Raw genomic sequence first — 24,274 nt, forward strand, 5'->3', positions numbered from 1 at the left:
GGTGGCCTTGGTGATGTTGCGCGATTATCGAGCAAGCACTCCAATCATCGCGCAAATGGCGCCTGCCGGCATGGCACTGCGCAGTTGCCAGACCTAAGCTTGGTCCATTCCTTTTTGATTGCGAATATCCATGCGTACCCAAGTTGCCATCATCGGTGCCGGCCCTTCAGGATTGCTGCTGGGCCAGCTTTTGCACAAGGCCGGCGTTGACGCCGTCATCCTGGAGCGCCAGAGCGGCGACTACGTGCTCTCGCGCATCCGCGCCGGCGTGCTGGAACAGGTAACCACCGACCTGCTGGATGAGGCAGGTGTGGGCGCACGCATGCACGCCGAAGGCCTGGTGCACACCGGTTTTGACATGCTGTTCCAGGAAACCCGCCACCGCATCGACCTGCACACCCTGACGGGCGGCAAGCAGGTCATGGTCTACGGCCAGACCGAGGTCACTCTGGATCTGATGGCTGCTCGCCAGGCCGCCGGCCTGCCCACCATCTATGAAGCTCGCAACGTCAGCGTGCACGACTTCGACGGTGCGCAGCCCTATGTGCTGTACGAGAAAGACGGCCAGCAGCACCGGCTGGACTGCGACTTCATCGCCGGCTGCGACGGCTTCCACGGTGTCTGCCGGGCCAGCGTGCCCGCGGGCGCCATCACCGAGTTTGAGAAGGTCTACCCCTTTGGCTGGCTGGGCCTGCTGGCCGACACGCCACCGGTGCACCACGAGCTGATTTACGCCAACAGCCGCCGCGGCTTCGCCCTGTGTTCGCAGCGCAGCGCCACGCGCAGCCGCTATTACCTACAGGTGCCCCTGACGGACAAAGCAGAACAATGGAGTGACGAGGCGTTCTGGCAGGAGCTGCGCCTGCGCCTGGACCCCGAAGCGCGCGAAACGCTCGTGACGGGCCCGTCGCTGGAGAAAAGCATTGCGCCCCTGCGCAGCTTTGTGACAGAACCCATGCGCTTTGGCCGCATGTTCCTGGCCGGCGACGCCGCCCACATCGTGCCGCCCACTGGCGCCAAGGGCCTGAACCTGGCCGCCACCGACGTCAAATACCTGTCCATGGCCTTCGTCGAGTACTACCTGGAGCGCTCCAGCGCCGGGGTGGACCACTACTCGCAGCGCTGCCTGCAGCGCATCTGGAAGGGAGAGCGGTTTTCGTGGTGGTTCACCAGCCTGATGCACCAGTTCCCGGGCGAAGGCGCTATCGGGCACAAACTGCAGGAGGCGGAACTGGCCTACCTGGTGCAATCGCAGGCGGCTTCGACCGTGTTGGCCGAAAACTACGTGGGCTTGCCACTGTGAGGGGGTGGTGCGGCTGGCGGGGATCGAACCCACGACCCTTGGCTTCGGAGGCCAATACTCTATCCACTGAGCTACAGCCGCGTCCAGAAGAGTGGGCATTGTAGGTGTTTTCACAGAGGGTGCCCGTTATAATCCGCAGCTGTTTCGAAGCCCCCGACTTTTTTGAGGACACCCATGAGCGACACCAGCCACGCAACCGCGCACGATGAGGCCCATACCGGCCCCATCAAGACTCCCAAGCAATTGCTGCTGGCGGCTTTCTTCTCATTTGTGATCCCAATCTTTGTGATCATTGGTTTGGTGTACTACGTCACCTCCGACAACAAACCCGCTGCAGGTACCGTGAACGCTGAAAAAGCAACCGCCGAACGTATCCAGAAAGTTGGCATGGTGGAAGTGCGTGATGCGAACCGTGAAATGAAGACTGGCGAGCAAGTGTTCCAAGCCCAGTGCACGGCCTGCCACACTTCGGGTGCCGCGGGTGCTCCCAAGTTTGGCGATGCGGGTGCTTGGAGTGCACGCATCAAGACCGGCTACGACGCTTTGCTGAATTCCGCCCTCAAGGGCAAAGGCGCCATGGGTGCCCAAGGTGGCGGTGATCTGGACGACTTTGAGATTGCCCGCGCCGTGGTCTACATGGTCAACGGAAGCGGTGGCAAGTTTGCCGAACCCCAAAAGGCTGCGGCGCCCGAAGCAGCCAAGTAAGCCTGAAGCCCTCAGCAGGCTTGATGCCTGCCTCTTAAAAAGCCGACATTTCTGTCGGCTTTTTTGTATGCGCCCATATGCAAAATCTTGATTTCCAAGTCGAATTGCGACACCTCTGAGCGCAGTACGAAGGGCTGAGGATGGAGTGAATTGGTTAGCCTTTTGGTTCCTACACCGACAGGTTTGCCAATGACCCACAACCACCTCAGCCCAAGTGAACGCTACCAGATTCAAGCCTGGCTTGAACTTGATTTGACTAAATGCCAGATCGCCCTGCGCTTGGGCCGTCACCGCAGCACCATCTACCGCGAACTTCAACGATGCGAAGGTGCCTACAACGCCCAACGCGCCCAGAGTCATCGCAGTGGCTGCGCCCTACGCTGTGCCGCCAATGCTCCACGCTACACCCCTGCAGTGTGGAAGCATGTGCGCAAAGCAATGACCCAGTCTTACTGGTCGCCTCAGCAGATTGCAGGGCGCGCGCAGTTCACAGCATCCTTGGCACCGGCTTGCAGTAGTCCTGACATGCCCAGCATGCAGACCATTTATGCATGGGCTGCCCGGGTGTGGCCCAAGCGAGATGATCGACCTCTGCGGCGTACCCGTCCCAACCGTCGGTGCAAGACAGGGCCTCTGAGCGTGTTCGGCTGGGCTCGCTCGGTGCAACCCATCGCTCAACGCCCGCTCCAGGTGCGCCAGCGCCTGCAGGTGGGGCATTGGGAGATAGACACCATGGTGGGCATGCGCGGGGGTTACAAGGCCCGCTTGCTGGTGTGCGTGGAGCGCAGTAGCCGATACACCCGGCTGGTCTTGCTAGATAACGGATTGCCAGAAACGACTGCGGTTGCAGTGCACCAACGTCTGTTGGGTGATGCGCGCTGGCCGGTGTTGAGCATCACCACTGACCGGGGTAGTGAGTTCGCCAAGTTACACACAGTGGTTGAGCACGAGCGTTTGTACGTGTGTGATGCGCAGCGGCCCAATCAGCGTGGTACCAATGAGAACACCATAGGACTGATACGCCAGTTCATCCCAAAGGGCGAGCCATTGAGTCTGCAAACGCCAGCTTCAATTGCCCGCATTGAGCGTTTGCTCAACTCAAGACCGCGCGCCTGTTTGGGCTTCAAAACCCCTGCTGAGGTACTCTCGGGCCTGCGCAACCAATGTCGCGATTCGAACTAGAAATCAAGAAATAGGCCTCTAGAGCCCATTGGTATTGCGCGAACAGCTATAAATAAGCTAGCAGCCTAGCCTACTGCACCTTGCGGGCTGGGTGTGTACCCAAACCGCTGGGGCAGGTCCGCACGGCGCACGTCCTGCAGCGGCCACCGCCATTGCTCCAGAGCCTGTGCCGCGCGCCCGGTGTCCTGCGTGTGGACCAATCCCAAACCCAGATCAGTCTGGAGGTACAGCCAACCTTCTTCGTCCAGCAGCGCTTGCTGGACGTGCACGGAAGCACCGGCGTGGGACGTCACCGCACCTTCGTCGTCTACACGCCAAACCCAAGGCGTGGCCTCCAGCTCTACAAACACACGCTGTGGGCCGTTCTGAAAAAACCAGCACCCCCGCGCATCGGACGCGTAGTTGCGTTGGATAAAGTCGATCAGCTTCTCGTGCTGCAAACGGCTGCCTTTGGCGCCGGGGCGGCCGCTGGCGAACGGACCTGCCGCCTGGGCCGCGTCGTCACGCATAAACCATTGGCCGCGCGCGTCGAGCCCCAGCCAGCCGTAGCAGTCCGGCACGTTGGGCCACTTGGCCATGGCTTGTTTGACGATGTCATCCATGGGGCGTGCTCAAGCAAGATGCCGGGCCAGCCAGCCGCCCACGGCGTCGGGCATGGTGCGCACATGGCCGGGCACCGGCCCCTGCGGAAAGCCCACGTGGCCGCCGTGTGCGGGCTGCCACAGCGTGACATGCGCGCCCACCTCGGCCTGCGAGGGCAGACACCAGGCGGGCACAAAGGGGTCGTTGCGTGCATTGACGACCAGCGCGGGCACGCGAATGGCAGCGAGGTGCGGCTTGGCCGAAGCGCGGGCCCAGTAGTCCTCGGTGCTTGTGAAGCCGTGCAGCGGCGCGGTGAAGATGTTGTCGAATTCGTACAGATCGCGTGCCGCCTTCAGGGCTGCGCCGTCAAACAAGCCCGGGTGTTGTTCCAGCTTGCGCAACGCCTTGGGCACCATGGTGTTGAGGAACATGCGGGTGTAGACCAAGCGGTTAAAGCCGCGACCAATCGCGTAACCACCCGCCGCCAAATCAATCGGGGAACACACGGCGGCCACGCCCCGCACCACAGTTGCAGCGCTATCCCCCATTTCCTCGGCCCAGCGCAGCAGCGCATTGCCACCCAAGGAGACGCCAACCGCGATGATGGGGCCGTGGTGGCGTGCGCGGAACTGCTGCAACATCCAGCCGACCTCGGCAAAGTCGCCCGAGTGGTAGGCGCGCGGGGCGTGGTTCAACTCACCGCTGCAGCCACGGAAGTGCGGCACGGCATAGGCCATGCCATGGGTGTGGGCAAAGTCGGCAAAGGCTTCGGCATAGTGGCTGCGGGAGCTGCCTTCCAGGCCATGGAACAGCACCAGCAGCGGGCGCTCCTGGTCGCGCGACGTCAACGGTGGCGGCGCAGCGTGTGGGCTAATTAACCAGTCCACGTCCACAAAATCCGCATCTGGTGTGGCCCAGCGCTCGCGCTGGTACTGCGGATGCGGACCAAACACGCGGCGCGAGTACAGCGCGGGCCAAATGGTCTGCAGGTTGCCACCCGGCAACCAGCGGGGCGCTACATAATTCATAGCTGCTTGCGCATAATCCACGGGGGCTAGAGGCATATTTAGTGTAAAACCTGGGCACCAGCTGGGACCTGGGCCGCGTCCTCGGTCGTGCCGGGGCTGGCGTGGTGCACCACCAGCCGCCAGCCTTGCGGGGTCTTGTGGTACACGTTGGTGGCCAGCACATGGGCCTTGGCGGGGCCATCGGGGGTCATCACTTCCACCCGCTCCAGCACATGGTGCACCGCGCTGGCCAGTGAATCGACCCGGCGAATCTGCTCGGCCTGCACATGCACCGCGCCACCATGGGCAAACAGCGCGTCAAATGCCGCGCGAATCGCCCCCACGCCCACCACCCGCGGGCCGCCGGGGTGAATGCAGGCGATCTCGTCCTCGTCGGCCCAGCAGGCCATGAGTTTTTCGATGTCACCGGTCTGCAGCGCTTCGTAAAACGCGGCTTCGACTTCGTCGGGGGTTCCGCCCAGGGCGGCGTGCAGGGTGGCTTTGTGTCGGGGCATGGCGCAATTCTCCCCCAACTCAGGGGGCCAACCAGGCGCGCACGGTCTCTTGCACGGTGGCCTCGCGGGTGCGGCGTGCCAGCTCTGGAGGTGCAATGTGCACGCCGGGCGGCATCTCGCGCAGGGCCACATCCACCAGCGCCGCCATGTCTGCCGCGCGTGGTGGCATTTCGTTGCTAGGCACCATGTAGGCAAAGATGGACAGCATGCGGTGCGCCAGCCATTCCAGCACGTTGGCATGCGGTGGTACCTGGGGCGCTGCGGCCGGCCGCACCAGCAGCAGGCGCGCAAACCCCATGCTGGCCACAGCGTGTTCGTCCAGGTTGGCCAAGCCGACTTTCAGGGCTTGCGGCAGGCGGCCCTGCTCGTGCGGCACCACCACGGCCAGGGTGTGCACACCGCAGCGCAGCATCCAGCCGGCCAGAGCGGGCAGTTGCGCGGGTTGCGGCGTCCACAAAGCACGCTCGCGGTCGTTGTAGAGGTTCGGGGCGTCAAACACGATGACGCCCACCGTGGCAGCCTGCAACGGCCAGGTGCGGGGATCTTCCGACGGGACGCGAACCATCTTCACCCGGTCCAATGCAGGGGTCATCTCCTCTTGCGCCAGCACCCGCAGCTGGCGGTAGTGATGGCCGCCGGCCAGACGGCGCAACACCTCGGCCCCCAGGGTGCCAGCGGCGCCCGCCATCAGAGCCACCGGCAAGGGAGCAGCAGGCGCGGGGCCACGCTGGGCGGCTTGCAGGGCGTTGAGTAAGGTCATGGTGGGGCTATGGAGTGGCGCTCTATAGTACGGGCTGTTGCAATTGCAGGAGGTTCACATGCGTTTGTCTTCTTTTCGGCCTTGGGCATGGTTGGTGGCAGGTATGGCGGCCGCCCTGCTCAGCGGGTGTGGCTACAACGACTTCCAGCGCCTGGACGAGCAAACCAAGGCCGCCTGGAGCGAGGTGTTGAACCAGTACCAACGCCGTGCGGATCTGGTGCCCAACATCGTGGCCACCGTCAAGGGCGAAACGGCCTTTGAACAGGAGACCCTGACCAAGGTGATTGAAGCACGAGCCAAGGCCACGTCCATCCAGGTGACGCCCGAGACACTGAACAACCCAGAGGCCTTCTCCAAATTCCAGGCCGCACAAGGCGAACTGGGCAGTGCGCTGAGCCGCCTGTTGGTGGTGAGCGAGCAATACCCCAACCTGAAGGCCAATCAGGGCTTTAGCGACCTGCGGGTGCAACTCGAAGGCACCGAGAACCGCATCACCGTAGCACGCAACCGGTATATCCAGGCGGTGCAAGAGTACAACGTGCTGGCGCGCAGCTTCCCCAGCAACTTGACGGCCATGGTGTTCAGCTATGCGCCCAAGCCCGCCTTTGCGGTGCAAAACGAGGCGGCCATCAGCGCGCCCCCCGTGGTCGACTTCAACAAGAAGTGAGCACGCATGCATGTGTTGCTTCGTTGGCGCCAAGCTCTGGCGCTGGGGTTTACGGGGTTCGCCTTAGCGGTCAGTGCGCCCGTGCTGCACGCGCAGGACCTTCAACCGGTCCCCACGCTGAGCAGCCATGCCATTGACACCACAGGCACGCTGACCGCAGCGCAGCGCGAGGCGTTGGACGGCAAGCTATCGGCTTTTGAGGCCACAACGGGTGCCCAGCTGGTGGTGCTGATGGTGGGAAGCACAGCACCTGAGGACATTGCCAGCTACGCGAACCGGGTGGGTAATACCTGGAAGATCGGGCGCAGGGAGGTTGGTGACGGCCTGATTCTGCTGGTAGCCAAGAATGACCGCAAGCTGCGCATCGAAGTGGCCAAGACGTTGGAGGGCGCCGTCCCCGACCTGATGGCCAAACGCGTGATTGACCAAGCAATCGCACCACGCTTCAAAGAAGGCAACTTTGCCGGCGGCATTGACGCGGGCGTGGAGCAGCTGATGGCCTTGGTGCGTGGTGAAGCATTGCCAGCGCCCGTCCCATCGCGCACAGGCCCGGCGGCAGGCTTCCAGTGGATGGACTTGGCCGTATTTCTGTTTTTTGCCGTAGCCGTGGGCGGCAGCATGGCGCGACGTGCCCTGGGCAACAAGCTGGGCTCCCTGTTGACCGGTGGCGTGGCCGGCGGCCTGGTGTTCTTCGTGACCAGCAGCCTGCTGCTGGCAGGTCTGGCGGCAGTGGCTGCACTGGTGTTGACCTTGCTGAGCAGCCTGAACAAGCATACGCCCGGCCGCCACAGCAGCGCGTGGAGCAGCACGGGGTCGGGTGGCGGCTGGAATTCCGGCTCGGGTGGCGGTGGGTTCAGCTCGGGCGGTGGTGGCAATTTTGGAGGCGGTGGCGCCTCGGGAGGCTGGTGATGTTGTCTCGCTTGCAGCGTCTTTTTAAGCACCGCTGGGCAGAGGACGGCGAACGGACGATGCCTGCCACTACCTTGGCACGCCTGCAGGCCCGAATCGCCGCCAGCGAGGCGATGCACAGCGGCGAGATTCGCCTTTGCGTGGAAGCCGGCCTGCCTAATAGCTACCTGTTGCGCCCCGACAGCACACCCGCGCTGTTGCGCCAGCGTGCGCTGGCCCTATTTGGCCGCTTGCGGGTGTGGGACACCGAACACAACAATGGCGTGCTGATTTACCTGTGTTTGGCAGAGCGTGCCATTGAGTTGGTGGCCGACCGCGGCGTCAACCGGCTGGTGCCCCCCGGCGAGTGGGAACAGGTGGTGAGGGATCTGGGCACCGCACTGCAACACGGCGAATTGGAAACAGGACTGAACGCCGCGGTAGATGCCGTTGGCGCCATGTTGACTCAGCACTTTGCCTTGTCTGCAGGGCAGAACAACCCCAACGAATTGCCAGACGCGCCGGTCGTGCGCTAAGACAGTCCCTTCAGAAACAACAAAGCCACCCGAAGGTGGCTTGCTGCGGCAAACACAGGGTGCTTACTTTTTGCGCAGGAACTTGCGGGCTGCCGACAGTTCGGCGGCCATCACCGCGATCTCCGACTGGATACGCGCGATGTCGATTTCGCTCTTCGCATTCTTCAGCGCCTCTTCGGCTGCTGCCTTGGCGGCGTTGGCCTTCTCTTCGTCCAGGTCCTTGCCACGGATGGCCGTGTCAGACAACACGGTCACGCAGTTGGGTTGGACTTCCAGAATGCCACCGGCCACGAACACAAACTCTTCGCTGCCGTCGGCCTTCTCGATGCGCACCGAGCCAGGCTTGATGCGCGTGATCAGGGGCGTGTGGCGGGGCTTGATGCCCAGCTCGCCAGCCTCACCGGGAAGCGCCACGAAGACGGCTTCACCGGAGAAGATGGACTCTTCTGCACTGACCACATCAACGTGGATGGTGTTCATGTCTTAGACCTTCTTGGCTTTTTCGAAGGCTTCGTCGATGGTGCCGACCATGTAGAACGCTTGCTCTGGCAGGTGATCGCACTCGCCGCCCACAATCATCTTGAAGCCACGGATGGTTTCAGACAAGGGAACGTATTTGCCGGGGGAACCGGTAAACACTTCAGCGACGTGGAAAGGCTGGCTCAGGAAACGCTGGATCTTGCGGGCACGTGCCACAGCCAGTTTGTCTTCAGGGGCCAAGTCATCCATACCCATGATGGCGATGATGTCGCGCAGTTCACGGTAGCGCTGCAGCGTGCCTTGCACGGCGCGGGCGGTGTTGTAGTGGTCTTCACCCACGACCAGCGGATCCAGCTGGCGGCTGGTGGAGTCCAGCGGATCCACCGCGGGGTAAATACCCAACGAAGCGATGTCACGGGACAACACCACGGTGGAGTCCAAGTGAGCGAAGGTCGTGGCAGGAGACGGGTCGGTCAAGTCATCGGCAGGCACGTACACGGCCTGGATGGACGTGATGGAACCCACCTTGGTCGACGTAATACGCTCTTGCAGACGGCCCATTTCTTCGGCCAGCGTAGGCTGGTAGCCCACGGCGGAAGGCATACGGCCCAGCAGCGCGGACACTTCGGTACCGGCCAGGGTGTAGCGGTAGATGTTGTCCACGAAGAACAGCACGTCCTTGCCTTCGTCACGGAACGATTCGGCGATGGTCAGACCGGTCAGGGCCACGCGCAGACGGTTGCCTGGGGGTTCGTTCATCTGACCGTACACCATGGCCACTTTGGACTCAGGCAGGTCTTCGAGGTTCACCACGCCGGAATCGGCCATCTCGTGGTAGAAGTCGTTCCCTTCACGGGTACGCTCACCCACACCAGCAAACACGGACAAGCCGCTGTGCGCCTTGGCGATGTTGTTGATGAGTTCCATCATGTTCACGGTCTTGCCCACACCGGCACCACCGAACAGACCCACCTTGCCGCCCTTGGCGAACGGGCAGACCAAGTCGATCACCTTGATGCCGGTTTCCAGCAGTTCTTGCGAAGGGCTCAGTTCGTCGTAGGACGGGGCCTTGCGGTGGATGGAAGCGGTGTGCTCTTGGCTCACAGGACCACGTTCGTCGATGGGCGAACCCAACACGTCCATGATGCGGCCCAGAGTGGCCTTGCCCACGGGCACAGTGATTTGCGCACCGGTGTTGTACACCACCAGACCGCGACGCAGGCCGTCAGACGAACCCAGCGCAATGGTACGCACCACGCCGTCGCCGAGCTGCTGCTGCACTTCGAGGGTCAGCGGAGAGCCTTCCATCTTTGAGCGCGTCGTACACACGGGGCATCTGGTCACGCGGAAACTCCACGTCCACCACGGCGCCGATACATTGAACAATTTTTCCTTGGGCTTGCATTTTTTCGCTCCAATAATTTCTGAATTCGCTTAGCCGCTGATGGCAGCTGCACCGGACACGATTTCAGACAGCTCTTTGGTAATCGCGGCCTGACGGGTCTTGTTGTAAACGAGCTTGAGCTCGGCAATGACGTTGCCGGCATTGTCGGTGGCGGCCTTCATGGCCACCATGCGTGCAGCGTGCTCAGACGCCATGTTCTCGGCCAGCGCCTGGAACACCAGAGCCTCTACATAACGCACGAGCAACTCGTCGATAACGGTTTGCGCGTCCGGCTCGTAGATATAGTCCCAAGCGTGGTTGCCGCCCTCGGCCTTGCTGTCCGCAGCCATTTGGTCTGCAGACAGTGGCAACAACTGCTCCACGACCGGGTCTTGCTTCATGGTGCTGACAAACTTGTTGTAGCAGACGTAGACCGCACTGACCTCACCAGCCACATACGCATCGATCAGCACCTTGACAGGCCCAATGAGCTTGTCGAGGTGAGGACGATCACCCAGGTGGGTGACGTGGGACACGACTTGCGCACCCACGCGGTTCAAAAAGCCCAAGCCTTTGCTGCCGATGGCCACCGCTTTGGCGGTCTTGCCGGCAGCCTGCGTATCCCGCAGCTTGCCGGTGACCTGACGCAGCAGGTTGGTATTGAGACCGCCACACAGGCCCTTGTCTGTGGTCACCACAATCAGACCCACCGCTTTCGCATCGTTGGTCTTCATGAAGCTGTGCACGTACTCGGGGTTGGCTTGTCCCAGATTGGTCGCAATGTCCCGGATCTTCGTGCTGTAAGGGCGGGCAGCGCGCATACGCTCCTGCGCCTTGCGCATTTTGGAGACCGAGATCATTTCCATGGCCTTGGTGATCTTCTTGGTGTTTTCCACCGATTTGATCTTGGTGCGTAGTTCCTTGCCTGCTGCCATCAATGGCTCCTTGTGATCAGGTGGAAATCAAGCAAAAGTTTTCTTGAACGCGGCCACAGCAGCAGTCAATTCAGCCTCGGCATCCTTGTCCAGCGCCTTGGTGTCTTCCACCTTGGCCAACAGGGCTGCGTGCTTGTCCTTGAGGTAGGCATGAAGGCCGTGCTCGAAAGCCAGGATCTTCTTGACTTCCACGTCATCCATGAAGCCCTTGTTCACTGCGAACAGCGAAGCGCTCATGATGCTGATGGACTGGGGGCTGTATTGCTTTTGCTTCAGCAGTTCGGTCACGCGGGCACCGCGGTCCAGCTGCTTGCGGGTGGCTTCGTCCAGGTCGGAGGCGAACTGCGCGAACGCAGCCAACTCACGGTACTGGGCCAAGTCGTTACGGATACCGCCGGACTGGCCCTTGACCACTTTGGTCTGCGCAGCAGAACCCACGCGAGACACCGAGATACCGGCATTGATCGCAGGGCGCACGCCTGCGTTGAACAACGAGGTTTCCAGGAAGATCTGGCCGTCGGTGATCGAAATCACGTTGGTAGGAACGAAGGCGGACACGTCACCAGCTTGGGTTTCGATGATAGGCAGAGCGGTCAAAGAACCGGTCTTGCCCTTCACGGCGCCCTTGGTGAAGGCTTCCACGTATTCGGCGTTCACGCGGGCTGCGCGTTCCAGCAGACGGCTGTGGAGATAGAACACGTCGCCAGGATAGGCTTCACGGCCTGGTGGGCGGCGCAGCAACAGGGACACTTGACGGTAGGCCACGGCTTGCTTGGACAGATCGTCATACACGATCAGTGCGTCTTCGCCGCGGTCGCGGAAGTATTCGCCCATGGTGCAACCAGAGTACGCAGACACGTACTGCATGGCGGCAGATTCAGAGGCAGAAGCAGCCACCACGATGGTGTACTCCATGGCGCCAGCTTGTTCCAGCGCGCGCACCACGTTCTTGATCGAAGAAGCCTTTTGGCCGATCGCAACGTAGACGCAGGTCATGTTCTGACCCTTCTGGTTGATGATGGCGTCGATGGCCACGGCGGTCTTGCCGGTCTGGCGGTCACCAATGATCAATTCGCGCTGGCCGCGGCCGACGGGCACCATGGAGTCGATGGACTTCAGGCCGGTCTGCATGGGCTGATCCACGGATTTACGGGCGATCACACCAGGCGCCACCTTTTCAATCACGTCGGTCATCTTGGCGTTGATGGGGCCTTTGCCGTCGATGGGTTGACCCAAGGCATTGACCACGCGGCCTTTGAGCTCGGGGCCCACGGGCACTTCCAGAATGCGGCCGGTGCACTTCACCACATCGCCTTCGGAGATGTGCTCGTATTCACCCAAAATCACGGAACCAACCGAGTCACGCTCGAGGTTCAGGGCCAGACCGTAGGTGGGCAGGCCATCGGAGCCAGCGGGGAACTCCAGCATTTCGCCTTGCATCACGTCAGACAGACCGTGAATGCGGCAGATACCGTCCGTCACCGACACCACGGTGCCTTGGTTGCGGATGTCAGCGCTGGCAGACAGGCCGTCGATACGGCTCTTGATCAATTCAGAAATTTCTGCGGGATTGAGTTGCATGACTCTTTCCTTCTTTCTTTAGTTGGGCTTGGCAGCGAGGGGCTTGCGCCTCAGGCTGTCAACGCCACTTTCATTTGTTCCAGACGGGCCTTGACGGAGGTGTCAAGAACTTCGTCACCCACCACCACGCGAATGCCACCGATCAACTCGGCGTCGAGCGCAACGGACACATTGAGCTTGCGGCCAAAACGCTTTTCGAGCGAAGCAGCCACATCCTTCAGCGCTTGCGCGTCAATCGGAAAGGCGCTGTACACCACAGCATCGGAAAGTCCACTTTGCGCATTTTTGAGTGCGCGGAACTGGGCTGCAATTTCAGGCAGGGCTTCCAAGCGACCGTTGTCGATCACGGTACGCAGGAAGTTCTTGCCTTGCTCCGACAGTGCGGCCTTGACCACGCCGGCGATCAAGTCGTAGACCTGCGCGTTGGTGATGTTGGGGTTGCTGGCGAACTGCTGCAATGCGCCGTCTTGGGCAATTGCAGCCAGCTCGTCCAGCCACACGGCGGCACCGCTCAGGTCCGCTTTCACGGACTGGAACAGGGCTTCGGCATAGGGCCTGGCGATGGTGGCAAGTTCAGCCATGGTCTTCCCTTACAGCTCAGTCTTCAGACGAGACAGCAAGTCGGCATGCACACCGGCATTGACTTCCTTGCGCAAGATCTGCTCAGCGCCTTTGACGGCCAGAGCGGCGACCTGTTCGCGCAATGCTTCACGTGCTTTGACAGACTGTTGCTCAGCTTCTGCTTTGGCAGCCGCAATGATGCGGTTACCTTCTTCGGTGGCACGGGCCTTGGCTTCTTCCACAATGGCCTGGCCACGACGCTCGGCATCAGCCAGGCGACCTGCGGTTTCATTCTTGGAGGATGCCAGTTCGGCTTCCACGCGTTGATTGGCAGACGCCAGTTCGGCCTTGGCCTTGTCGGCGGCGGCGAGGCCGTCGGCGATTTTCTGTGCCCGCTCGTCCAGCGCTTTCGTGATCGGGGGCCACACGAATTTCATCGTGAACCACACCAGGATCGCAAAAACGATAGCCTGCAGGAACAGGGTTGCGTTGATGTTCACGGTTTGATTCCTTCTCTAACGTGAAGGGCCGTTGATTACTTCAGAACGAAGGGGTTTGCGAATGCGAACAGCAGAGCGATAGCAACACCGATCAGGAACGCAGCGTCGATCAGACCAGCCAAGATGAACATCTTGGTTTGCAGTTCGTTCATCAGCTCAGGCTGACGTGCAGAAGATTCCAGGAACTTGCCACCCATCAGCGCGATGCCGATGGAAGCGCCGATAGCGCCCAGACCAACGATGATGCCGCAAGCCAAAGCCACGAGGCCGAGAATGTTTTCCATGAGAAGCTCCTAAAAGTTAGTGGAAAAAGAAAAACGAAAACAGAAAAACGAAACAGTTACATCAATGTGCGTCGTGCGCTTGACCGGTGTAGATCAGCGTCAACATCATAAAGATGAAGGCTTGCAAAGTGATCACCAGGATGTGGAACAGGGTCCACACGGTTCCGGCGATGACGTGGCCGACGGCCAAGCCAACACCGGTTGCTGACAGTGCCCATCCGCCACCCATCAGGGCGATCAACATGAACACCAACTCACCCGCAAACATGTTGCCGAACAACCGCATGCCATGGGACACGGTCTTGGCAAGGTACTCAATCATCTGCATCAGGAAGTTCACAGGGTACAGAGCCCAGTGGTCACCAAACGGTGCAGCAATCAATTCGTGCGCCCAGCCGCCCAAGCCCTTGATCTTGATGTTGTAGAACACACAGATCAACAGGACCGAACAAGACAGACCCAAGGTGGTGGAAAGATCAGCCGTGGGAACTACACGCATGTAATCTTTGAAACCCATGGCAGGACCGGCGGTGTGCCAAATCTGGGGGATCAGGTCCACAGGCAACATGTCCATGGCGTTCATCAGGAAAATCCAGACAAACACGGTCAGCGCCAAGGGGGAAATCAGCTTGCGGCTCTTGGCGTTATGGATCACGCCCTTGGCCTGGTTTTCCACCATTTCCGAGAGGATCTCAACAGCTGCCTGGAAGCGACCGGGCACGCCAGAGGTCGCTTTGCGCGCGGCGCTCCACAGCACGAAGCAACCGATCACACCCAAAATCACCGAAAACAGCACCGAGTCAAAATTGAACAGGCTGAAGTCGACAATGCTGGTTTGCTTCACGCTCTGGAAGGAAAAATCCTTCTGCAGGTGCTGCAAGTGGTGCTGGATGTATTCACCAGCGGAGGGGGCATGTGTTCCAGTGTTTTCTGCAGACATAGGTCACCAAAATATCAATTCGAACCGTTGAGACTTCGGCGTCGCGAGTGCAACCACGCGGCCACCCAATACACCTTCATCGTCACCACAAAGCCAGCCACCAAGGCCAACCAGCTGAGCGGGGAAACCACCTTGGGCGCCAACAACAACATGGCAACCGTCAAGGCAACTTTCACCGACTCCCAAATCACAAATCCCATCATCGCAGCACCAGGCTGGGTCACCGCGCGCTGACGCTGCAAACCCCTCACCATCAACGCCGCGGGAAAAACCACCGCCAGTGCGCCGTAGGCAGCAGAAACACCCGCCACCTTGCCACCCCACCAACCGGCCACCATAGCCAGCACCGCGCCTGCCAACACTTGCCACACGATGACCCACCAAGGGGACATTGCGGGGTTGGCTTGCCGCCATTGCTTGACTTCTTCCGCCGTCATGGGCTTGAACTCTGCATCAAAGAGCCCATCTGGGTTCTCTGCGTCAGTGGGCGAATTCGTCTGAGGCGCGATTGTCATAGATGAGAATTACGCTCAGGTTACTGCCGCTGTTCAATGCACAGCCCACGATTATACGTAGAAACCCGGCAGCACCTAGCAATTCCCTCTTTGGGTGCGCACCTTAGCGGCCCCACTGCGATAATTGCACCATGCGTTGCCCGCCTGAATGCAGCCCTGTTGCGGTGGACGCACCCTGAATTTTCCTTGCCGAGAGGGCACCTACATGAACTCCCCCACTACGCCGCCCAGCGCGCCCACTCCCTCACGCGCCGAGTCACTCATTGAGTACCCCTCTCGCTTCCCTATCAAGGTGATGGGCCACAAGGTGGATGGGCTGGTGCACGCCATCACTGCGATCGCGAAAGAATTTGATCCTGAGTTTGATGCAGCCACCATCGAACTTCGCGAAAGCAAGGGCGGCAACTACTTGGGCGTGACTATCACCATCACCGCCACCAGCCGCGAACAACTCGACGAGCTCTACCGCACCCTCTCCACCCACCCCATGGTGAAAGTGGTCTTGTAACTATGGAGGTCCGCCAACTGGGACGTGTGGACTATGCGCCGACCTATGCTGCGATGCAGGCTTTTACCAACGAAAGGCCCATCGGACCCTTGTCCGATATGCGTGACCAGCTATGGATTTGTGAGCATCCTCCGGTCTTTACCCAGGGCTTGGCAGGCAAGCCGGAGCACATCTTTCTTCCGGGCGACATTCCCGTCGTGCAAACCAACCGGGGGGGACAGGTGACGTACCACGGCCCGGGTCAGGTAGTAGGCTACCCGCTGATCGACCTCAAACGCGCAGGCTATTTCGTCAAGGAATACGTTTACCGCATCGAAGAGGCGGTGATCAAGACGCTGGCCCATTTCGGCGTGACCGGCCACCGCGTGGCAGGCGCACCCGGCATCTATGTGCGGCTGGACGACCCCTGCGGCCACGCGCCGCTGGCCCAGCGCCCCCAAAACGGTGCCGCGAGCCATGCTGACCCGGACTTCACCGGCTTGGGCAAGATTGCCGCCTTGGGCATCAAGGTCAGCCGCAACTGCACCTACCATGGCGTGGCGCTGAACGTGGCCATGGACCTGGAACCCTTCTCGCGTATCAACCCTTGTGGCTACGCCCGGCTGCAAACCGTGGACCTTTCTACAATTGGGGTCTCTGTTGGCTGGGCTGATGCCGCCGACGTGTTGGGCCACAAGCTCGCAACCTACCTCGCGCCCTGACCGCGCACCGCCTCCATGAGCCATAGCGAAGACACCACCCTCCCGACCGCCGCCAACGCCACCGTGCGCGAAGTGCAATCGCTGGACGCCTACAAGGCCACCGACAAGCAAAAGGCCGCTGCCAAGCTGTCCCGCATTCCGGTCAAGGTGGTACAGGGCGAGGTGCTCAAAAAACCGGACTGGATCCGCGTCAAGGCCGGCAGCCCGACCACCCGCTTCTACGAGATCAAGGAAACACTGCGCGCCAACAAGCTGGTCACCGTGTGCGAGGAAGCCAGCTGCCCCAACATCGGCGAATGTTTTGGCAAGGGCACGGCCACCTTCATGATCATGGGCGACAAGTGCACCCGCCGCTGCCCCTTCTGCGACGTGGGCCACGGCCGCCCCGACCCACTGGACGTGAACGAGCCCGACAACCTGGCCAAGACCATTGCCCAGCTCAAGCTCAACTACGTGGTGATCACCAGCGTGGACCGCGACGACCTGCGCGACGGTGGTGCCGGCCACTTTGTGGAATGCATCCGCAAGACACGCGAACTGTCACCCAAGACGCAGATTGAAGTGCTGGTACCCGACTTCCGCGGCCGCGACGACCGTGCGCTGGAGATTCTGAAAGCCGCGCCCCCGGATGTGATGAACCACAACCTGGAAACCATCCCCCGCCTGTACAAGGAAGCGCGCCCGGGATCGGACTACCAGTTCTCATTGAACCTGCTCAAGAAGTTCAAGGCCCTTTTCCCCGACGTGCCCACCAAGAGCGGCCTGATGGTGGGCCTGGGTGAGACCGACGAGGAAATCCTCGAAGTGATGCGCGACATGCGCGCCCACAACATCGAGATGCTGACCATCGGCCAGTACCTCGCCCCCAGCACCAGCCACCTGCCGGTGCGCCGCTATGTGCACCCCGACACCTTCAAGATGTTCGAGGAAGAAGCCTACAAGATGGGCTTCAAGCACGCGGCAGTGGGCGCGATGGTGCGGTCCAGCTACCACGCCGACGTGCAGGCGGGTCACGCCATGAGCGCGTGTGAACAATCAGTAGTTAATGAGAAAATTTAGTAATTAGTGAGAAAAATCAATAGCGATTTTTCCAAGTTTGGCGGTTCAAAAGAACATTTCCCCAGTGATGCGCCAAGAATTTCTGTTTTTCCACAGGATCAATCTCATTGGCGCATTGACTGGTTCGGGGACGTAGCTTTCCCAGATAGATCGGTCCGCAGAAAGCAGCCATCTGTCTTCGTCCACCTTTCTCGCGTCACGGATGACCGATTTATGTCGGATCCATCCGTGCTGCTGGCACCCCAATGCACCAGCCCTGCACGTGCGCAAAGGCGAGTCTGGGTATCGGTTGGTACTCTGGCGCTGATTCGGATTGGGGACATTTGGCGCAATGGCCAGTTGGTTCTTCGGCCCGACTACGAGCTTGAGGAGTTTGCAGGCCTTCAAATCGACCCAGCTTCAACCACCATAGTGAAGGCGGGCCTGAACCTCAATGAAGGGGGATTTTTACTCCCCATCAGCGAGCACCCTTGGCATATTCAGTGCACACAGTCGTACTGCCTAATGGTCGAGCTCCCTCAGAGCCGTCGCATCATCATTCCCTGCGTGGAACTGGCTCGCTTCTATTTTGGATCGTCCAGCAGCTTGCTCTCCAAGCTGTTTTTACCACCGCTGCACCGGGACTCACTTTTTTCAAGTGCGTCGCTGGAACCCTATTCGCGTCGACTGCACATCGACTTGGCGGACAAAATGTCAGGCGCCTCTGCTGCGGACATTGGTCGAATTTCCATGGATCCTATTGCGGCAAAGGCGGCGAGGATCATTGGAAACTCCTGCTTGAAAGCGTCCACGGCTGGTCAGCCGGTCTATCCGCAGGCTCGTTTTCCCTTTGAAGGCAAGACCACCTTGATCGCGTCTGGTCGCTGGCTCTCCCATGGGGACAGGCACAGCTCCACATTTTTGGTCTACAACCTGCGGTCCTGCTCCCATCCCTTTCCATTCCGCTCCCTGCAATACACCACCAAGGGCGCACAGCCACGTCCCAAGCTACATGGGCCAGCTGCTGCGGGGGCCGCAGAGACCAAACCCCAAAGAACCCGTGCACCAGAGGTCAAGAATCCCGCTTTGGTGGAGAAAGACCCCTCCAGCCAACTCGCGGGCAAGTCGCGACAGATCCGGGAAGCCGTCCGATTTCCTGATTTGGCGAGAAAGCCAGTCTGGCGATCCTTGAAGCTGATTAGCGAGGAAGCTGGTGCGGGTTCTGTTACTTCCAGTTCTCCCCCCATTGAGTCGATGGCGGTCGGGGAATCAGGCTCCAGTCGACGTGTGCGCCCCGTAGAACTATCCATCGTTTCACAAAAGGCATCAACAAAGCCGGACGCGATTCCGCTCTTTTTGCGCAACACGGTCGAAGATCTCAAAAAACTACAAGGCCTGACGGTAGAACTGCTCACGGAAAGCCAAGATGACGGGTGGACCGTGCCGATTTCAGTGATCGCCAATGACGATGGAGAGGTAGCACCGGAATTGATGCTCCAATGCGCTGACACGGGGCGGCGCATGCGCAAGGCCGCTGTCTTTGCGTTCAAACATGAATCTGAACATCTTTGCGCGGTCGTTATCGAATCTGATCCACCACACACCCGTATTCTCGCGACCACGGGGCAAGATGAGGATGAAGTTTGGTTGACGCTGCGTTGCGCTGCCATTGACTTTGCCAAGGGTGCGCGCAGTGAGACGCTGGACGCTACGCTCTCAGAATTGATCGAGTGGATGTTTGAAGGCGATGCCGGGACCCAGTGACCAGCAAGGGAGTGTCTGAATTTCTGTGTGTGAGGCGGGGATACTCGCCCACGGCAATGGGCAAGCGGATTTCATCTTAATTGAACTGCTTGGTAAATCGGTCGTCGTAGAGGATGGCGAACTGGTTCATAGCCTCCTTCCAATCCCTGCCTGCACGGTCCCAGTCTGCCGTGATGTTGCGCAGAGCCAGCCAGATTAGCTTGGTAGCCGCATCATCTGTAGGGAAGTGGCCTCGGGTCTTGATGATCTTGCGCAGCCTGGCGTTGACGCTCTCGATTGCGTTGGTGGTGTAGATCACCCGCCGGATGTGCGCGGGGAAGGCGAAGAACGGGATTACCTTGTCCCAGGCCCGCCGCCATGCAGCCACAACGGTCGGAAACTTCTTGCCCCACGGCCCCTCCTCAAACGCATCCAACTCGGCCAGGGCGCCTTCTGCACTAGGCGCTGTGTACACGGGCTTGATGGCCGCTGCCAGCGCCTTGCGGTCCTTCCATGACGCGTAGTCCAAGCTGTTGCGAATCAGGTGCACGATGCAGGTCTGTAGCGTGGTGACCGGGAACACCGCACCCAGCGCCTCGGCCATGCCCTTGAGTCCATCGGTAACGGCGATCAGGATGTCGTTCACGCCCCTCGTCTTGAGGTCGTTGAACACCTTCATCCAGAACTTGGCGCCCTCGGTGCTCTCAATCCACAGGCCCAGGATGTCGCGTGTGCCATCTGGGCGTATACCCAGCGCCAGGTAAATAGCCTTGTTGCGCACTACTGCATCCTCGCGAATCTTCACCCGCAGGGCATCGAAGAAGACCACCGGATACATCGGCTCCAGGGCGCGTGCCTGCCAGGCTGTGACCTCGCTCATCACCGCATCCGTGACCGAGCTGATCAGGTCCGGCGAGACCTCGGTGCCGTACTGCTCGGCCAGGAAGCCCTGGATCTTGCGTATGCCGGAATCCAATGACCATTGTTCCGGGAATCGCTGACCACTACGCTTGATTTGACCAGCGCACTTTGGCCGCAATCCATCGAGCTCAGTTCCCCTAACGACTCTTCGGGCGTCCTGAATTTTCCCGCTTACCACCCCAATTGTTTCGAGTCCGATCTCGAACAAGAAGCCATGACTCTGCACGCACCAAGATCGGCCAAATCAGTTCCGGCACTTCAATTATTGTGGTGTTGACCCTCCCATAGGTGGATCTCCAGACGCCCGGCATGGACCCGGAGTGATGCAAAAGTGCCAGCAGATGCTCGATGATGTTGCTGTCAGTGACAGTCACACTGGCCTGCGCCAGCAGCTTTGCAACCCTTGGCCGGCGGCGAGTAAGCCAATCACGACGGTTAGATTTCGGCAGCAGCGCATCTGCCGTGAATTCACTCTCGTGAAACTCCATCACCTCCTTCGTCATCAATTCGGAAATAGCAGCATCGAAATCCTGCTTCTGGCGATTGGCCTGCTTGCGCCGGGATGCAGGTGTCTTGGCTTCAGTCGCAAGTGCAGCGGGGACCTCAGCACTTCCATCCACGACCACCGAGGCATGCTCATAGCAAATCAGCCGCCCCGGAATAGCCGTCCGCCAGCAGTACTTGCAGAACCGATATAACCCGGCCCCTCTTCCGTCCTGACCACCATATAGCTTCTTCAGCGGCAACTTGGCGTAGTCGCACATCAGAAAAAAGTACATCACTTCTAGCAGTGGTGCACTTTCTTCCTCTCGTGGGGGATGGGTCGTATGGTGATACAGGATCTTGACTGCGGTCGCCACGTTCATCAGATCAATGTTGTCCGCATTGCTACGTCCGAGAAGCGTGACGTAGGTCATCAAGACGGTGTCCCATTTCACACGTGGGCATGCAGAGAACACATCTTGGTGTTCGACAGGCAAGAGCGGTCTGAGATGGAGACAAGCCAGTTTCCACGCTATGCGCGGTGAGACTGGGCACTCAGCAACCTCAAATTTAATGGCCAGCAAGGCTTTCCAGATGGCGTGCGCTTCCGGAGGAGGGCCTTCTGTAGTGACTGTAATTTTGTCCAGATAGAGCGGCAAGAAATCAAGTGTCCCGAAATCGCAGTAGATTCAGTTTGCCATAGTCCGTAGCATCCCGATTCGGTGTGAATCAGTCACTTTTTGGGTATGCCATGGATACTTTGACGCTCTCTGAAATCAGCAAGATGTTAAGAATTTCTGACCACACGGCCAGAAATCGTCTGAGTATGGGCATGCCTATGCCGCCGTCATTCCGGGTGGGTAAACGCCGCCTTTTCATCAAAACAGAGGTAGAGGTGTGGCTGGAAGCCCAGAAAAGCGGATCTCTGCCACCAGTTCCTGCAATGCAGAAAGCTGCGGTCAATCCGATTGACGCTGTGCGGGGAGGGCCGCCTATGACCTAAGTAAACCCCACGCACCAGCAGCGCAGGGTACACAAAGGAAGAAGGCCCCAGAGCTACGAACTCATAGGGCCTTCAAGGGGATGAACATTTGATCGGTGTTCTATCCTCATTATGGCGTCAGCTATTCCGAGCGTCAACCGAGAGATGTCGATTCTTCTTTGAATCGCTGCCCGGTGTTGGCTCAGTGCATCCTGCTTTTTCTCGAACGCGCCATTGACCGTTGACTTGCATGGTCAACACCAGCGGCGTCATCAATGAAGAACTTATGAGCAAGATAAAAGACATCTTGAGGCTGGTGTTGACCACCAGAATGCCTCTAACCCAGATCGCCGCTTCCTTGGCAGTAACCCGTAATACCGTGAAGCGGTACAGAAATGCCGCCGCCGCTGCGCAGTTGGCGTGGGACGACATCTCCAACTTGGCGCCAGCTGAACTGGATGCCAAATTCAACCGCGCCAAAGGCCGTTTGATTGCCAAGCGCATGCCCGACCTTTCTGAGGTTGCCAAAGAGCTGAACAAAGTAGGCGTCACCCGACAGTTGCTGTGGGAGGAGTACCGGCTCCAGGGCCCTGACGATGCACTGTCCTACTCACAATACGCCTTCCATTTACGCGAGCACCAACAGAAGCTCAATCTGTCGATGCGCCAGACCCATGTGCCCGGCCATGCCGTGTTCGTGGACTTTTCTGGCAAGCGCCCGCACTACATTGACCAGCAGACGGGGGAGATCATTCACGTCGAGCTATTCGTTGCGGTACTGGGGTATTCCAATTTGACCTATGCAGTCGCAATCCCTCGCCAGAAGCTCCCCGAATGGATCCAAGTCAATGTCCAAATGCTGGAGTATTTTGAAGGGGCTCCACTGGTCGTTGTGCCCGACAACTTGCGTTCAGCCGTGACCAAGTCTGGACGTGAGCCTTTGATCAACCGCACCTACGAGGACATGGCCCGGCACTACGACTTGGTGGTTCTGCCGGCGCGCGCCAGAAAGCCCAAGGACAAACCCAAGGTAGAAGGCGGTGTTCTGATCGCGCAGCGCATGATCTTGGCTCCTCTGCGAAATATGAAATTCTTCTCCTTGGCGGAGCTCAACAAAGAGATTGCTCGGCTCGTAGAAATTCTGAACAACCGACCTTTTCAGAAGATTCCCGGTTGCCGACGCTCACGCTTTCAAGAGATGGAGCGAGAGCATATGCAAGCCTTGCCTGCCGCCCGGTACGAATTCGCAGAATGGTCCGCGCCACAAACTGTCCACTCAGACTACCACGTGCAAGCGGATGGCCATTGGTATTCGGTACCTCATCACCTGGTACGGCAACAAGTGGAGGTTCGCTTGACCGCATCAACGGTAGAGGTTTTTCAGACAGGCTCGCGCGTTGCCAGCCATGCGCGAAGCCATGTGTCGGGAGCTCACACCACAGATCCAAGCCACCAGCCGCCCAACCATCGTGCTTACGCCGAGCGTACGCCCGAGAAGTTCAAGGCCTGGGCTCAAACCGTGGGTGTCAGCACCGCAGGTGTTATCCACCGCTTGCTGGACCGCAAGGTTCCACAGATGAACATGCCGGCATGTGAAGGCATTCAAAAGCTCGCGCGGCAGCATGGCAATGAAGTGGTGGAGGCGGCATGCCTGCGGGCTCTGGAAATCAAGTCTCCGACCCTCAAAAGCGTGCGATCCATCCTGAACACAGGTCGCTTACGCACAAAGCAAGACGAGGGCCTCAATGACCACAACCTGCCGCTGCACTACAACCTGCGCGGAGCCGCCTATTTCGAAAAATCTGGAGCTACACCATGCTAATTGAACAGACATTAGAGGGCTTGCGCAAACTCAAACTGATCGGGATGGCGCAGGCACTGGAACACCAGAGCATCAACACCGCCATTCATAGCCTTTCTTTCGAAGACCGGATTTCCATGCTGGTGGATGCAGAGCGCCTGGCCAGGGACAACCGACGCCTCAAACGCCTCACCAAAAACGCACGCATGAAGGTTGGGGCCAGTGTCGAAGACATCGATTACAAGTCCACCCGAGGATTGGACAAACGGCAGATTGCCAGCTTGGCCAATTGTGATTGGATCGACCATGGCCAGCATCTCATCCTGACCGGTCCAACCGGGGTGGGTAAAACCTGGCTGGCCTGCGCACTGGGCCATCAGGCGATCCGCAGGGGTCTGCCGGTGGTCTACTACCGGTTCACCCGTTTGCTGGAGGAATTGGAAATCGCCCGTGGCGACGGCAGTCTGCCCACGTTGCGCATGCAGCTATCCAAAGCCAAGCTGTTGATTCTCGACGACTGGGGCCTGTCCTCACTGACTAACCGCAATCGGCAGGATCTGATGGAGGTTGTGGATGACCGCACCGGCGGTGGTTCGCTGGCCATCACCTCACAGCTGCCGGTTCCGCAGTGGCATGACTACATTGGTGATCCAACGCTTGCAGACGCCATCCTGGATCGCATGGTGCATAGCGCCCACCGAATTGAGCTGCAAGGAGACTCTTTGCGTAAAACGCGCGCGGCGAAACCGTAACTTGCTATCAGTGGCAGTCT

Annotated in this window: 26 protein-coding genes, 1 tRNA gene and 2 pseudogenes; 13 read left to right on the forward strand and 16 right to left on the reverse strand. The window is 59.6% G+C overall.

The features are described from left to right. The first annotated feature begins 130 nt into the window (after nucleotides 1–130). The gene (gene pobA, locus U5O12_RS20010; protein WP_322580341.1) at nucleotides 131–1,303 is read left to right on the forward strand and encodes a 4-hydroxybenzoate 3-monooxygenase; all 1,173 of its coding nucleotides are present in this window, start codon (nucleotides 131–133) and stop codon (nucleotides 1,301–1,303) included. Nucleotides 1,304–1,308: 5 nt separating this feature from the next. Here the strand turns inward: pobA and U5O12_RS20015 are convergent. Further along, a tRNA-Arg gene (locus U5O12_RS20015) sits at nucleotides 1,309–1,384 on the reverse strand. 93 nt (nucleotides 1,385–1,477) lie between these two features. On the opposite strand from U5O12_RS20015, the gene U5O12_RS20020 reads away from it, so the two are divergent. Both U5O12_RS20020 and U5O12_RS20025 read left to right on the forward strand, forming a co-directional pair. After that, nucleotides 1,478–2,008 carry a c-type cytochrome gene (locus U5O12_RS20020; RefSeq protein ID WP_322580342.1) on the forward strand — a complete coding sequence of 177 codons (531 nt, stop codon included), beginning with the start codon at nucleotides 1,478–1,480 and terminating at the stop codon, nucleotides 2,006–2,008. 189 nt (nucleotides 2,009–2,197) lie between these two features. Beyond that, nucleotides 2,198–3,190 carry an IS30 family transposase gene (locus U5O12_RS20025; RefSeq protein ID WP_322580343.1) on the forward strand — a complete coding sequence of 331 codons (993 nt, stop codon included), beginning with the start codon at nucleotides 2,198–2,200 and terminating at the stop codon, nucleotides 3,188–3,190. A 65-nt stretch (nucleotides 3,191–3,255) separates the two neighbouring features. Here U5O12_RS20025 and U5O12_RS20030 read toward each other — a convergent pair whose 3' ends face one another. Genes U5O12_RS20030 through U5O12_RS20045 form a run of 4 tightly spaced genes read right to left on the reverse strand, consistent with a single transcriptional unit; the run spans nucleotide 3,256 to nucleotide 6,054 of the window. After that, nucleotides 3,256–3,792 (reverse strand): DUF2946 family protein, encoded by a 537-nt coding sequence (locus U5O12_RS20030; protein ID WP_322580344.1) that lies wholly within the window; start codon nucleotides 3,790–3,792, stop codon nucleotides 3,256–3,258. A gap of 9 nt (nucleotides 3,793–3,801) precedes the next feature. Then, complete coding sequence (locus tag U5O12_RS20035; protein WP_322580345.1) at nucleotides 3,802–4,800, reverse strand: YheT family hydrolase; 999 nt, start codon at nucleotides 4,798–4,800, stop codon at nucleotides 3,802–3,804. Between the two features lie 38 nt (nucleotides 4,801–4,838). Then, nucleotides 4,839–5,294 carry a YybH family protein gene (locus U5O12_RS20040; RefSeq protein WP_322580346.1) on the reverse strand — a complete coding sequence of 152 codons (456 nt, stop codon included), beginning with the start codon at nucleotides 5,292–5,294 and terminating at the stop codon, nucleotides 4,839–4,841. A gap of 19 nt (nucleotides 5,295–5,313) precedes the next feature. After that, entirely contained in the window at nucleotides 5,314–6,054 is a 741-nt protein-coding gene (locus tag U5O12_RS20045; protein WP_322580347.1) for a hypothetical protein, read from the reverse strand. A 58-nt stretch (nucleotides 6,055–6,112) separates the two neighbouring features. On the opposite strand from U5O12_RS20045, the gene U5O12_RS20050 reads away from it, so the two are divergent. From U5O12_RS20050 to U5O12_RS20060, 3 genes are read left to right on the forward strand one after another with little or no spacing between them, the layout of a single operon-like run. Then, the gene (locus U5O12_RS20050) at nucleotides 6,113–6,721 is read left to right on the forward strand and encodes a LemA family protein (protein WP_322580348.1); all 609 of its coding nucleotides are present in this window, start codon (nucleotides 6,113–6,115) and stop codon (nucleotides 6,719–6,721) included. A gap of 6 nt (nucleotides 6,722–6,727) precedes the next feature. After that, nucleotides 6,728–7,630, forward strand: a complete 903-nt coding sequence (locus U5O12_RS20055; RefSeq protein WP_322580349.1) for a TPM domain-containing protein — start codon at nucleotides 6,728–6,730, stop codon at nucleotides 7,628–7,630. Continuing rightward, nucleotides 7,630–8,145, forward strand: a complete 516-nt coding sequence (locus U5O12_RS20060; RefSeq protein WP_322580350.1) for a TPM domain-containing protein — start codon at nucleotides 7,630–7,632, stop codon at nucleotides 8,143–8,145. Before U5O12_RS20055 ends, U5O12_RS20060 begins: the two co-directional genes overlap by 1 nt. 63 nt (nucleotides 8,146–8,208) lie before the next feature. Here the strand turns inward: U5O12_RS20060 and U5O12_RS20065 are convergent, their stop codons facing one another. The 9 genes and pseudogenes from U5O12_RS20065 to U5O12_RS20105 form a co-directional block, all read right to left on the reverse strand. Further along, the gene (locus U5O12_RS20065) at nucleotides 8,209–8,625 is read right to left on the reverse strand and encodes a F0F1 ATP synthase subunit epsilon (protein WP_322580351.1); all 417 of its coding nucleotides are present in this window, start codon (nucleotides 8,623–8,625) and stop codon (nucleotides 8,209–8,211) included. 3 nt (nucleotides 8,626–8,628) lie between these two features. Beyond that, nucleotides 8,629–10,030: pseudogene (gene atpD / locus U5O12_RS20070) on the reverse strand (F0F1 ATP synthase subunit beta). A 29-nt stretch (nucleotides 10,031–10,059) separates the two neighbouring features. Continuing rightward, nucleotides 10,060–10,944 (reverse strand): F0F1 ATP synthase subunit gamma, encoded by an 885-nt coding sequence (gene atpG / locus U5O12_RS20075; RefSeq protein ID WP_322580352.1) that lies wholly within the window; start codon nucleotides 10,942–10,944, stop codon nucleotides 10,060–10,062. Between the two features lie 27 nt (nucleotides 10,945–10,971). Next, complete coding sequence (atpA, locus tag U5O12_RS20080) at nucleotides 10,972–12,525, reverse strand: F0F1 ATP synthase subunit alpha (RefSeq protein ID WP_322580353.1); 1,554 nt, start codon at nucleotides 12,523–12,525, stop codon at nucleotides 10,972–10,974. 50 nt (nucleotides 12,526–12,575) lie between these two features. Then, entirely contained in the window at nucleotides 12,576–13,106 is a 531-nt protein-coding gene (locus U5O12_RS20085; RefSeq protein ID WP_322580354.1) for a F0F1 ATP synthase subunit delta, read from the reverse strand. A gap of 9 nt (nucleotides 13,107–13,115) precedes the next feature. Then, nucleotides 13,116–13,586: a F0F1 ATP synthase subunit B gene (locus U5O12_RS20090; RefSeq protein WP_322580355.1), complete on the reverse strand. Its 471-nt coding sequence runs from the start codon at nucleotides 13,584–13,586 to the stop codon at nucleotides 13,116–13,118. Between the two features lie 35 nt (nucleotides 13,587–13,621). Further along, nucleotides 13,622–13,870, reverse strand: coding sequence for a F0F1 ATP synthase subunit C (atpE, locus tag U5O12_RS20095; RefSeq protein WP_105261674.1), 249 nt, complete (start codon nucleotides 13,868–13,870; stop codon nucleotides 13,622–13,624). A gap of 61 nt (nucleotides 13,871–13,931) precedes the next feature. Then, complete coding sequence (gene atpB, locus U5O12_RS20100; protein WP_322580356.1) at nucleotides 13,932–14,810, reverse strand: F0F1 ATP synthase subunit A; 879 nt, start codon at nucleotides 14,808–14,810, stop codon at nucleotides 13,932–13,934. Nucleotides 14,811–14,824: 14 nt separating this feature from the next. Further along, on the reverse strand, nucleotides 14,825–15,325 hold the full coding sequence (locus U5O12_RS20105; RefSeq protein WP_322580357.1) for an ATP synthase subunit I: 501 nt from the start codon (nucleotides 15,323–15,325) through the stop codon (nucleotides 14,825–14,827). Nucleotides 15,326–15,530: 205 nt separating this feature from the next. Between U5O12_RS20105 and U5O12_RS20110 the strand changes: the two genes are divergently transcribed. From U5O12_RS20110 to U5O12_RS20125, 4 genes are read left to right on the forward strand one after another with little or no spacing between them, the layout of a single operon-like run. Then, nucleotides 15,531–15,833: a YbeD family protein gene (locus tag U5O12_RS20110; RefSeq protein ID WP_322580358.1), complete on the forward strand. Its 303-nt coding sequence runs from the start codon at nucleotides 15,531–15,533 to the stop codon at nucleotides 15,831–15,833. A 2-nt stretch (nucleotides 15,834–15,835) separates the two neighbouring features. Continuing rightward, nucleotides 15,836–16,534, forward strand: a complete 699-nt coding sequence (gene lipB, locus U5O12_RS20115; protein ID WP_322580359.1) for a lipoyl(octanoyl) transferase LipB — start codon at nucleotides 15,836–15,838, stop codon at nucleotides 16,532–16,534. Nucleotides 16,535–16,549: 15 nt separating this feature from the next. Further along, nucleotides 16,550–17,593, forward strand: coding sequence for a lipoyl synthase (gene lipA, locus U5O12_RS20120; RefSeq protein WP_322580360.1), 1,044 nt, complete (start codon nucleotides 16,550–16,552; stop codon nucleotides 17,591–17,593). 6 nt (nucleotides 17,594–17,599) lie between these two features. Beyond that, the gene (locus tag U5O12_RS20125; protein WP_322580361.1) at nucleotides 17,600–19,336 is read left to right on the forward strand and encodes a hypothetical protein; all 1,737 of its coding nucleotides are present in this window, start codon (nucleotides 17,600–17,602) and stop codon (nucleotides 19,334–19,336) included. Between the two features lie 76 nt (nucleotides 19,337–19,412). On the opposite strand, the pseudogene U5O12_RS20130 reads toward U5O12_RS20125, so the two are convergent. After that, nucleotides 19,413–20,279 (reverse strand): annotated as a pseudogene (locus U5O12_RS20130) (IS256 family transposase); the annotation flags it as partial. 94 nt (nucleotides 20,280–20,373) lie between these two features. Further along, nucleotides 20,374–21,153: a hypothetical protein gene (locus tag U5O12_RS20135; RefSeq protein ID WP_322580362.1), complete on the reverse strand. Its 780-nt coding sequence runs from the start codon at nucleotides 21,151–21,153 to the stop codon at nucleotides 20,374–20,376. 317 nt (nucleotides 21,154–21,470) lie between these two features. Between U5O12_RS20135 and U5O12_RS20140 the strand changes: the two genes are divergently transcribed. The 3 genes from U5O12_RS20140 (at nucleotide 21,471) to istB (ending at nucleotide 24,254) form a co-directional block, all read left to right on the forward strand. After that, nucleotides 21,471–21,722 carry a helix-turn-helix domain-containing protein gene (locus U5O12_RS20140; RefSeq protein WP_322580363.1) on the forward strand — a complete coding sequence of 84 codons (252 nt, stop codon included), beginning with the start codon at nucleotides 21,471–21,473 and terminating at the stop codon, nucleotides 21,720–21,722. Nucleotides 21,723–21,951: 229 nt separating this feature from the next. Beyond that, nucleotides 21,952–23,523 carry an IS21 family transposase gene (istA, locus tag U5O12_RS20145; RefSeq protein ID WP_322580364.1) on the forward strand — a complete coding sequence of 524 codons (1,572 nt, stop codon included), beginning with the start codon at nucleotides 21,952–21,954 and terminating at the stop codon, nucleotides 23,521–23,523. Further along, nucleotides 23,517–24,254 (forward strand): IS21-like element helper ATPase IstB, encoded by a 738-nt coding sequence (istB, locus tag U5O12_RS20150; protein ID WP_322580365.1) that lies wholly within the window; start codon nucleotides 23,517–23,519, stop codon nucleotides 24,252–24,254. The genes istA and istB overlap by 7 nt, the downstream gene beginning before the upstream one ends. Nucleotides 24,255–24,274: the final 20 nt, after the last annotated feature.

It is taken from the genome of Rhodoferax sp. (assembly GCF_034519335.1).
Lineage (GTDB): Bacteria > Pseudomonadota > Gammaproteobacteria > Burkholderiales > Burkholderiaceae_C > Allorhodoferax.

Coding starts and splice junctions, on each gene's coding strand:
- pobA (WP_322580341.1), top strand. CDS start 131: ATGCGTACCCAAGTTGCCATCATCGGTGCCGGCCCTTCAGGATTGCTG.
- U5O12_RS20020 (WP_322580342.1), top strand. CDS start 1,478: ATGAGCGACACCAGCCACGCAACCGCGCACGATGAGGCCCATACCGGC.
- U5O12_RS20025 (WP_322580343.1), top strand. CDS start 2,198: ATGACCCACAACCACCTCAGCCCAAGTGAACGCTACCAGATTCAAGCC.
- U5O12_RS20030 (WP_322580344.1), bottom strand. CDS start 3,792: ATGGATGACATCGTCAAACAAGCCATGGCCAAGTGGCCCAACGTGCCG.
- U5O12_RS20035 (WP_322580345.1), bottom strand. CDS start 4,800: ATGAATTATGTAGCGCCCCGCTGGTTGCCGGGTGGCAACCTGCAGACC.
- U5O12_RS20040 (WP_322580346.1), bottom strand. CDS start 5,294: ATGCCCCGACACAAAGCCACCCTGCACGCCGCCCTGGGCGGAACCCCC.
- U5O12_RS20045 (WP_322580347.1), bottom strand. CDS start 6,054: ATGACCTTACTCAACGCCCTGCAAGCCGCCCAGCGTGGCCCCGCGCCT.
- U5O12_RS20050 (WP_322580348.1), top strand. CDS start 6,113: ATGCGTTTGTCTTCTTTTCGGCCTTGGGCATGGTTGGTGGCAGGTATG.
- U5O12_RS20055 (WP_322580349.1), top strand. CDS start 6,728: ATGCATGTGTTGCTTCGTTGGCGCCAAGCTCTGGCGCTGGGGTTTACG.
- U5O12_RS20060 (WP_322580350.1), top strand. CDS start 7,630: ATGTTGTCTCGCTTGCAGCGTCTTTTTAAGCACCGCTGGGCAGAGGAC.
- U5O12_RS20065 (WP_322580351.1), bottom strand. CDS start 8,625: ATGAACACCATCCACGTTGATGTGGTCAGTGCAGAAGAGTCCATCTTC.
- atpG (WP_322580352.1), bottom strand. CDS start 10,944: ATGGCAGCAGGCAAGGAACTACGCACCAAGATCAAATCGGTGGAAAAC.
- atpA (WP_322580353.1), bottom strand. CDS start 12,525: ATGCAACTCAATCCCGCAGAAATTTCTGAATTGATCAAGAGCCGTATC.
- U5O12_RS20085 (WP_322580354.1), bottom strand. CDS start 13,106: ATGGCTGAACTTGCCACCATCGCCAGGCCCTATGCCGAAGCCCTGTTC.
- atpE (WP_105261674.1), bottom strand. CDS start 13,870: ATGGAAAACATTCTCGGCCTCGTGGCTTTGGCTTGCGGCATCATCGTT.
- atpB (WP_322580356.1), bottom strand. CDS start 14,810: ATGTCTGCAGAAAACACTGGAACACATGCCCCCTCCGCTGGTGAATAC.
- U5O12_RS20105 (WP_322580357.1), bottom strand. CDS start 15,325: ATGACAATCGCGCCTCAGACGAATTCGCCCACTGACGCAGAGAACCCA.
- U5O12_RS20110 (WP_322580358.1), top strand. CDS start 15,531: ATGAACTCCCCCACTACGCCGCCCAGCGCGCCCACTCCCTCACGCGCC.
- lipB (WP_322580359.1), top strand. CDS start 15,836: ATGGAGGTCCGCCAACTGGGACGTGTGGACTATGCGCCGACCTATGCT.
- lipA (WP_322580360.1), top strand. CDS start 16,550: ATGAGCCATAGCGAAGACACCACCCTCCCGACCGCCGCCAACGCCACC.
- U5O12_RS20135 (WP_322580362.1), bottom strand. CDS start 21,153: ATGACCTACGTCACGCTTCTCGGACGTAGCAATGCGGACAACATTGAT.
- U5O12_RS20140 (WP_322580363.1), top strand. CDS start 21,471: ATGGATACTTTGACGCTCTCTGAAATCAGCAAGATGTTAAGAATTTCT.
- istA (WP_322580364.1), top strand. CDS start 21,952: ATGGTCAACACCAGCGGCGTCATCAATGAAGAACTTATGAGCAAGATA.
- istB (WP_322580365.1), top strand. CDS start 23,517: ATGCTAATTGAACAGACATTAGAGGGCTTGCGCAAACTCAAACTGATC.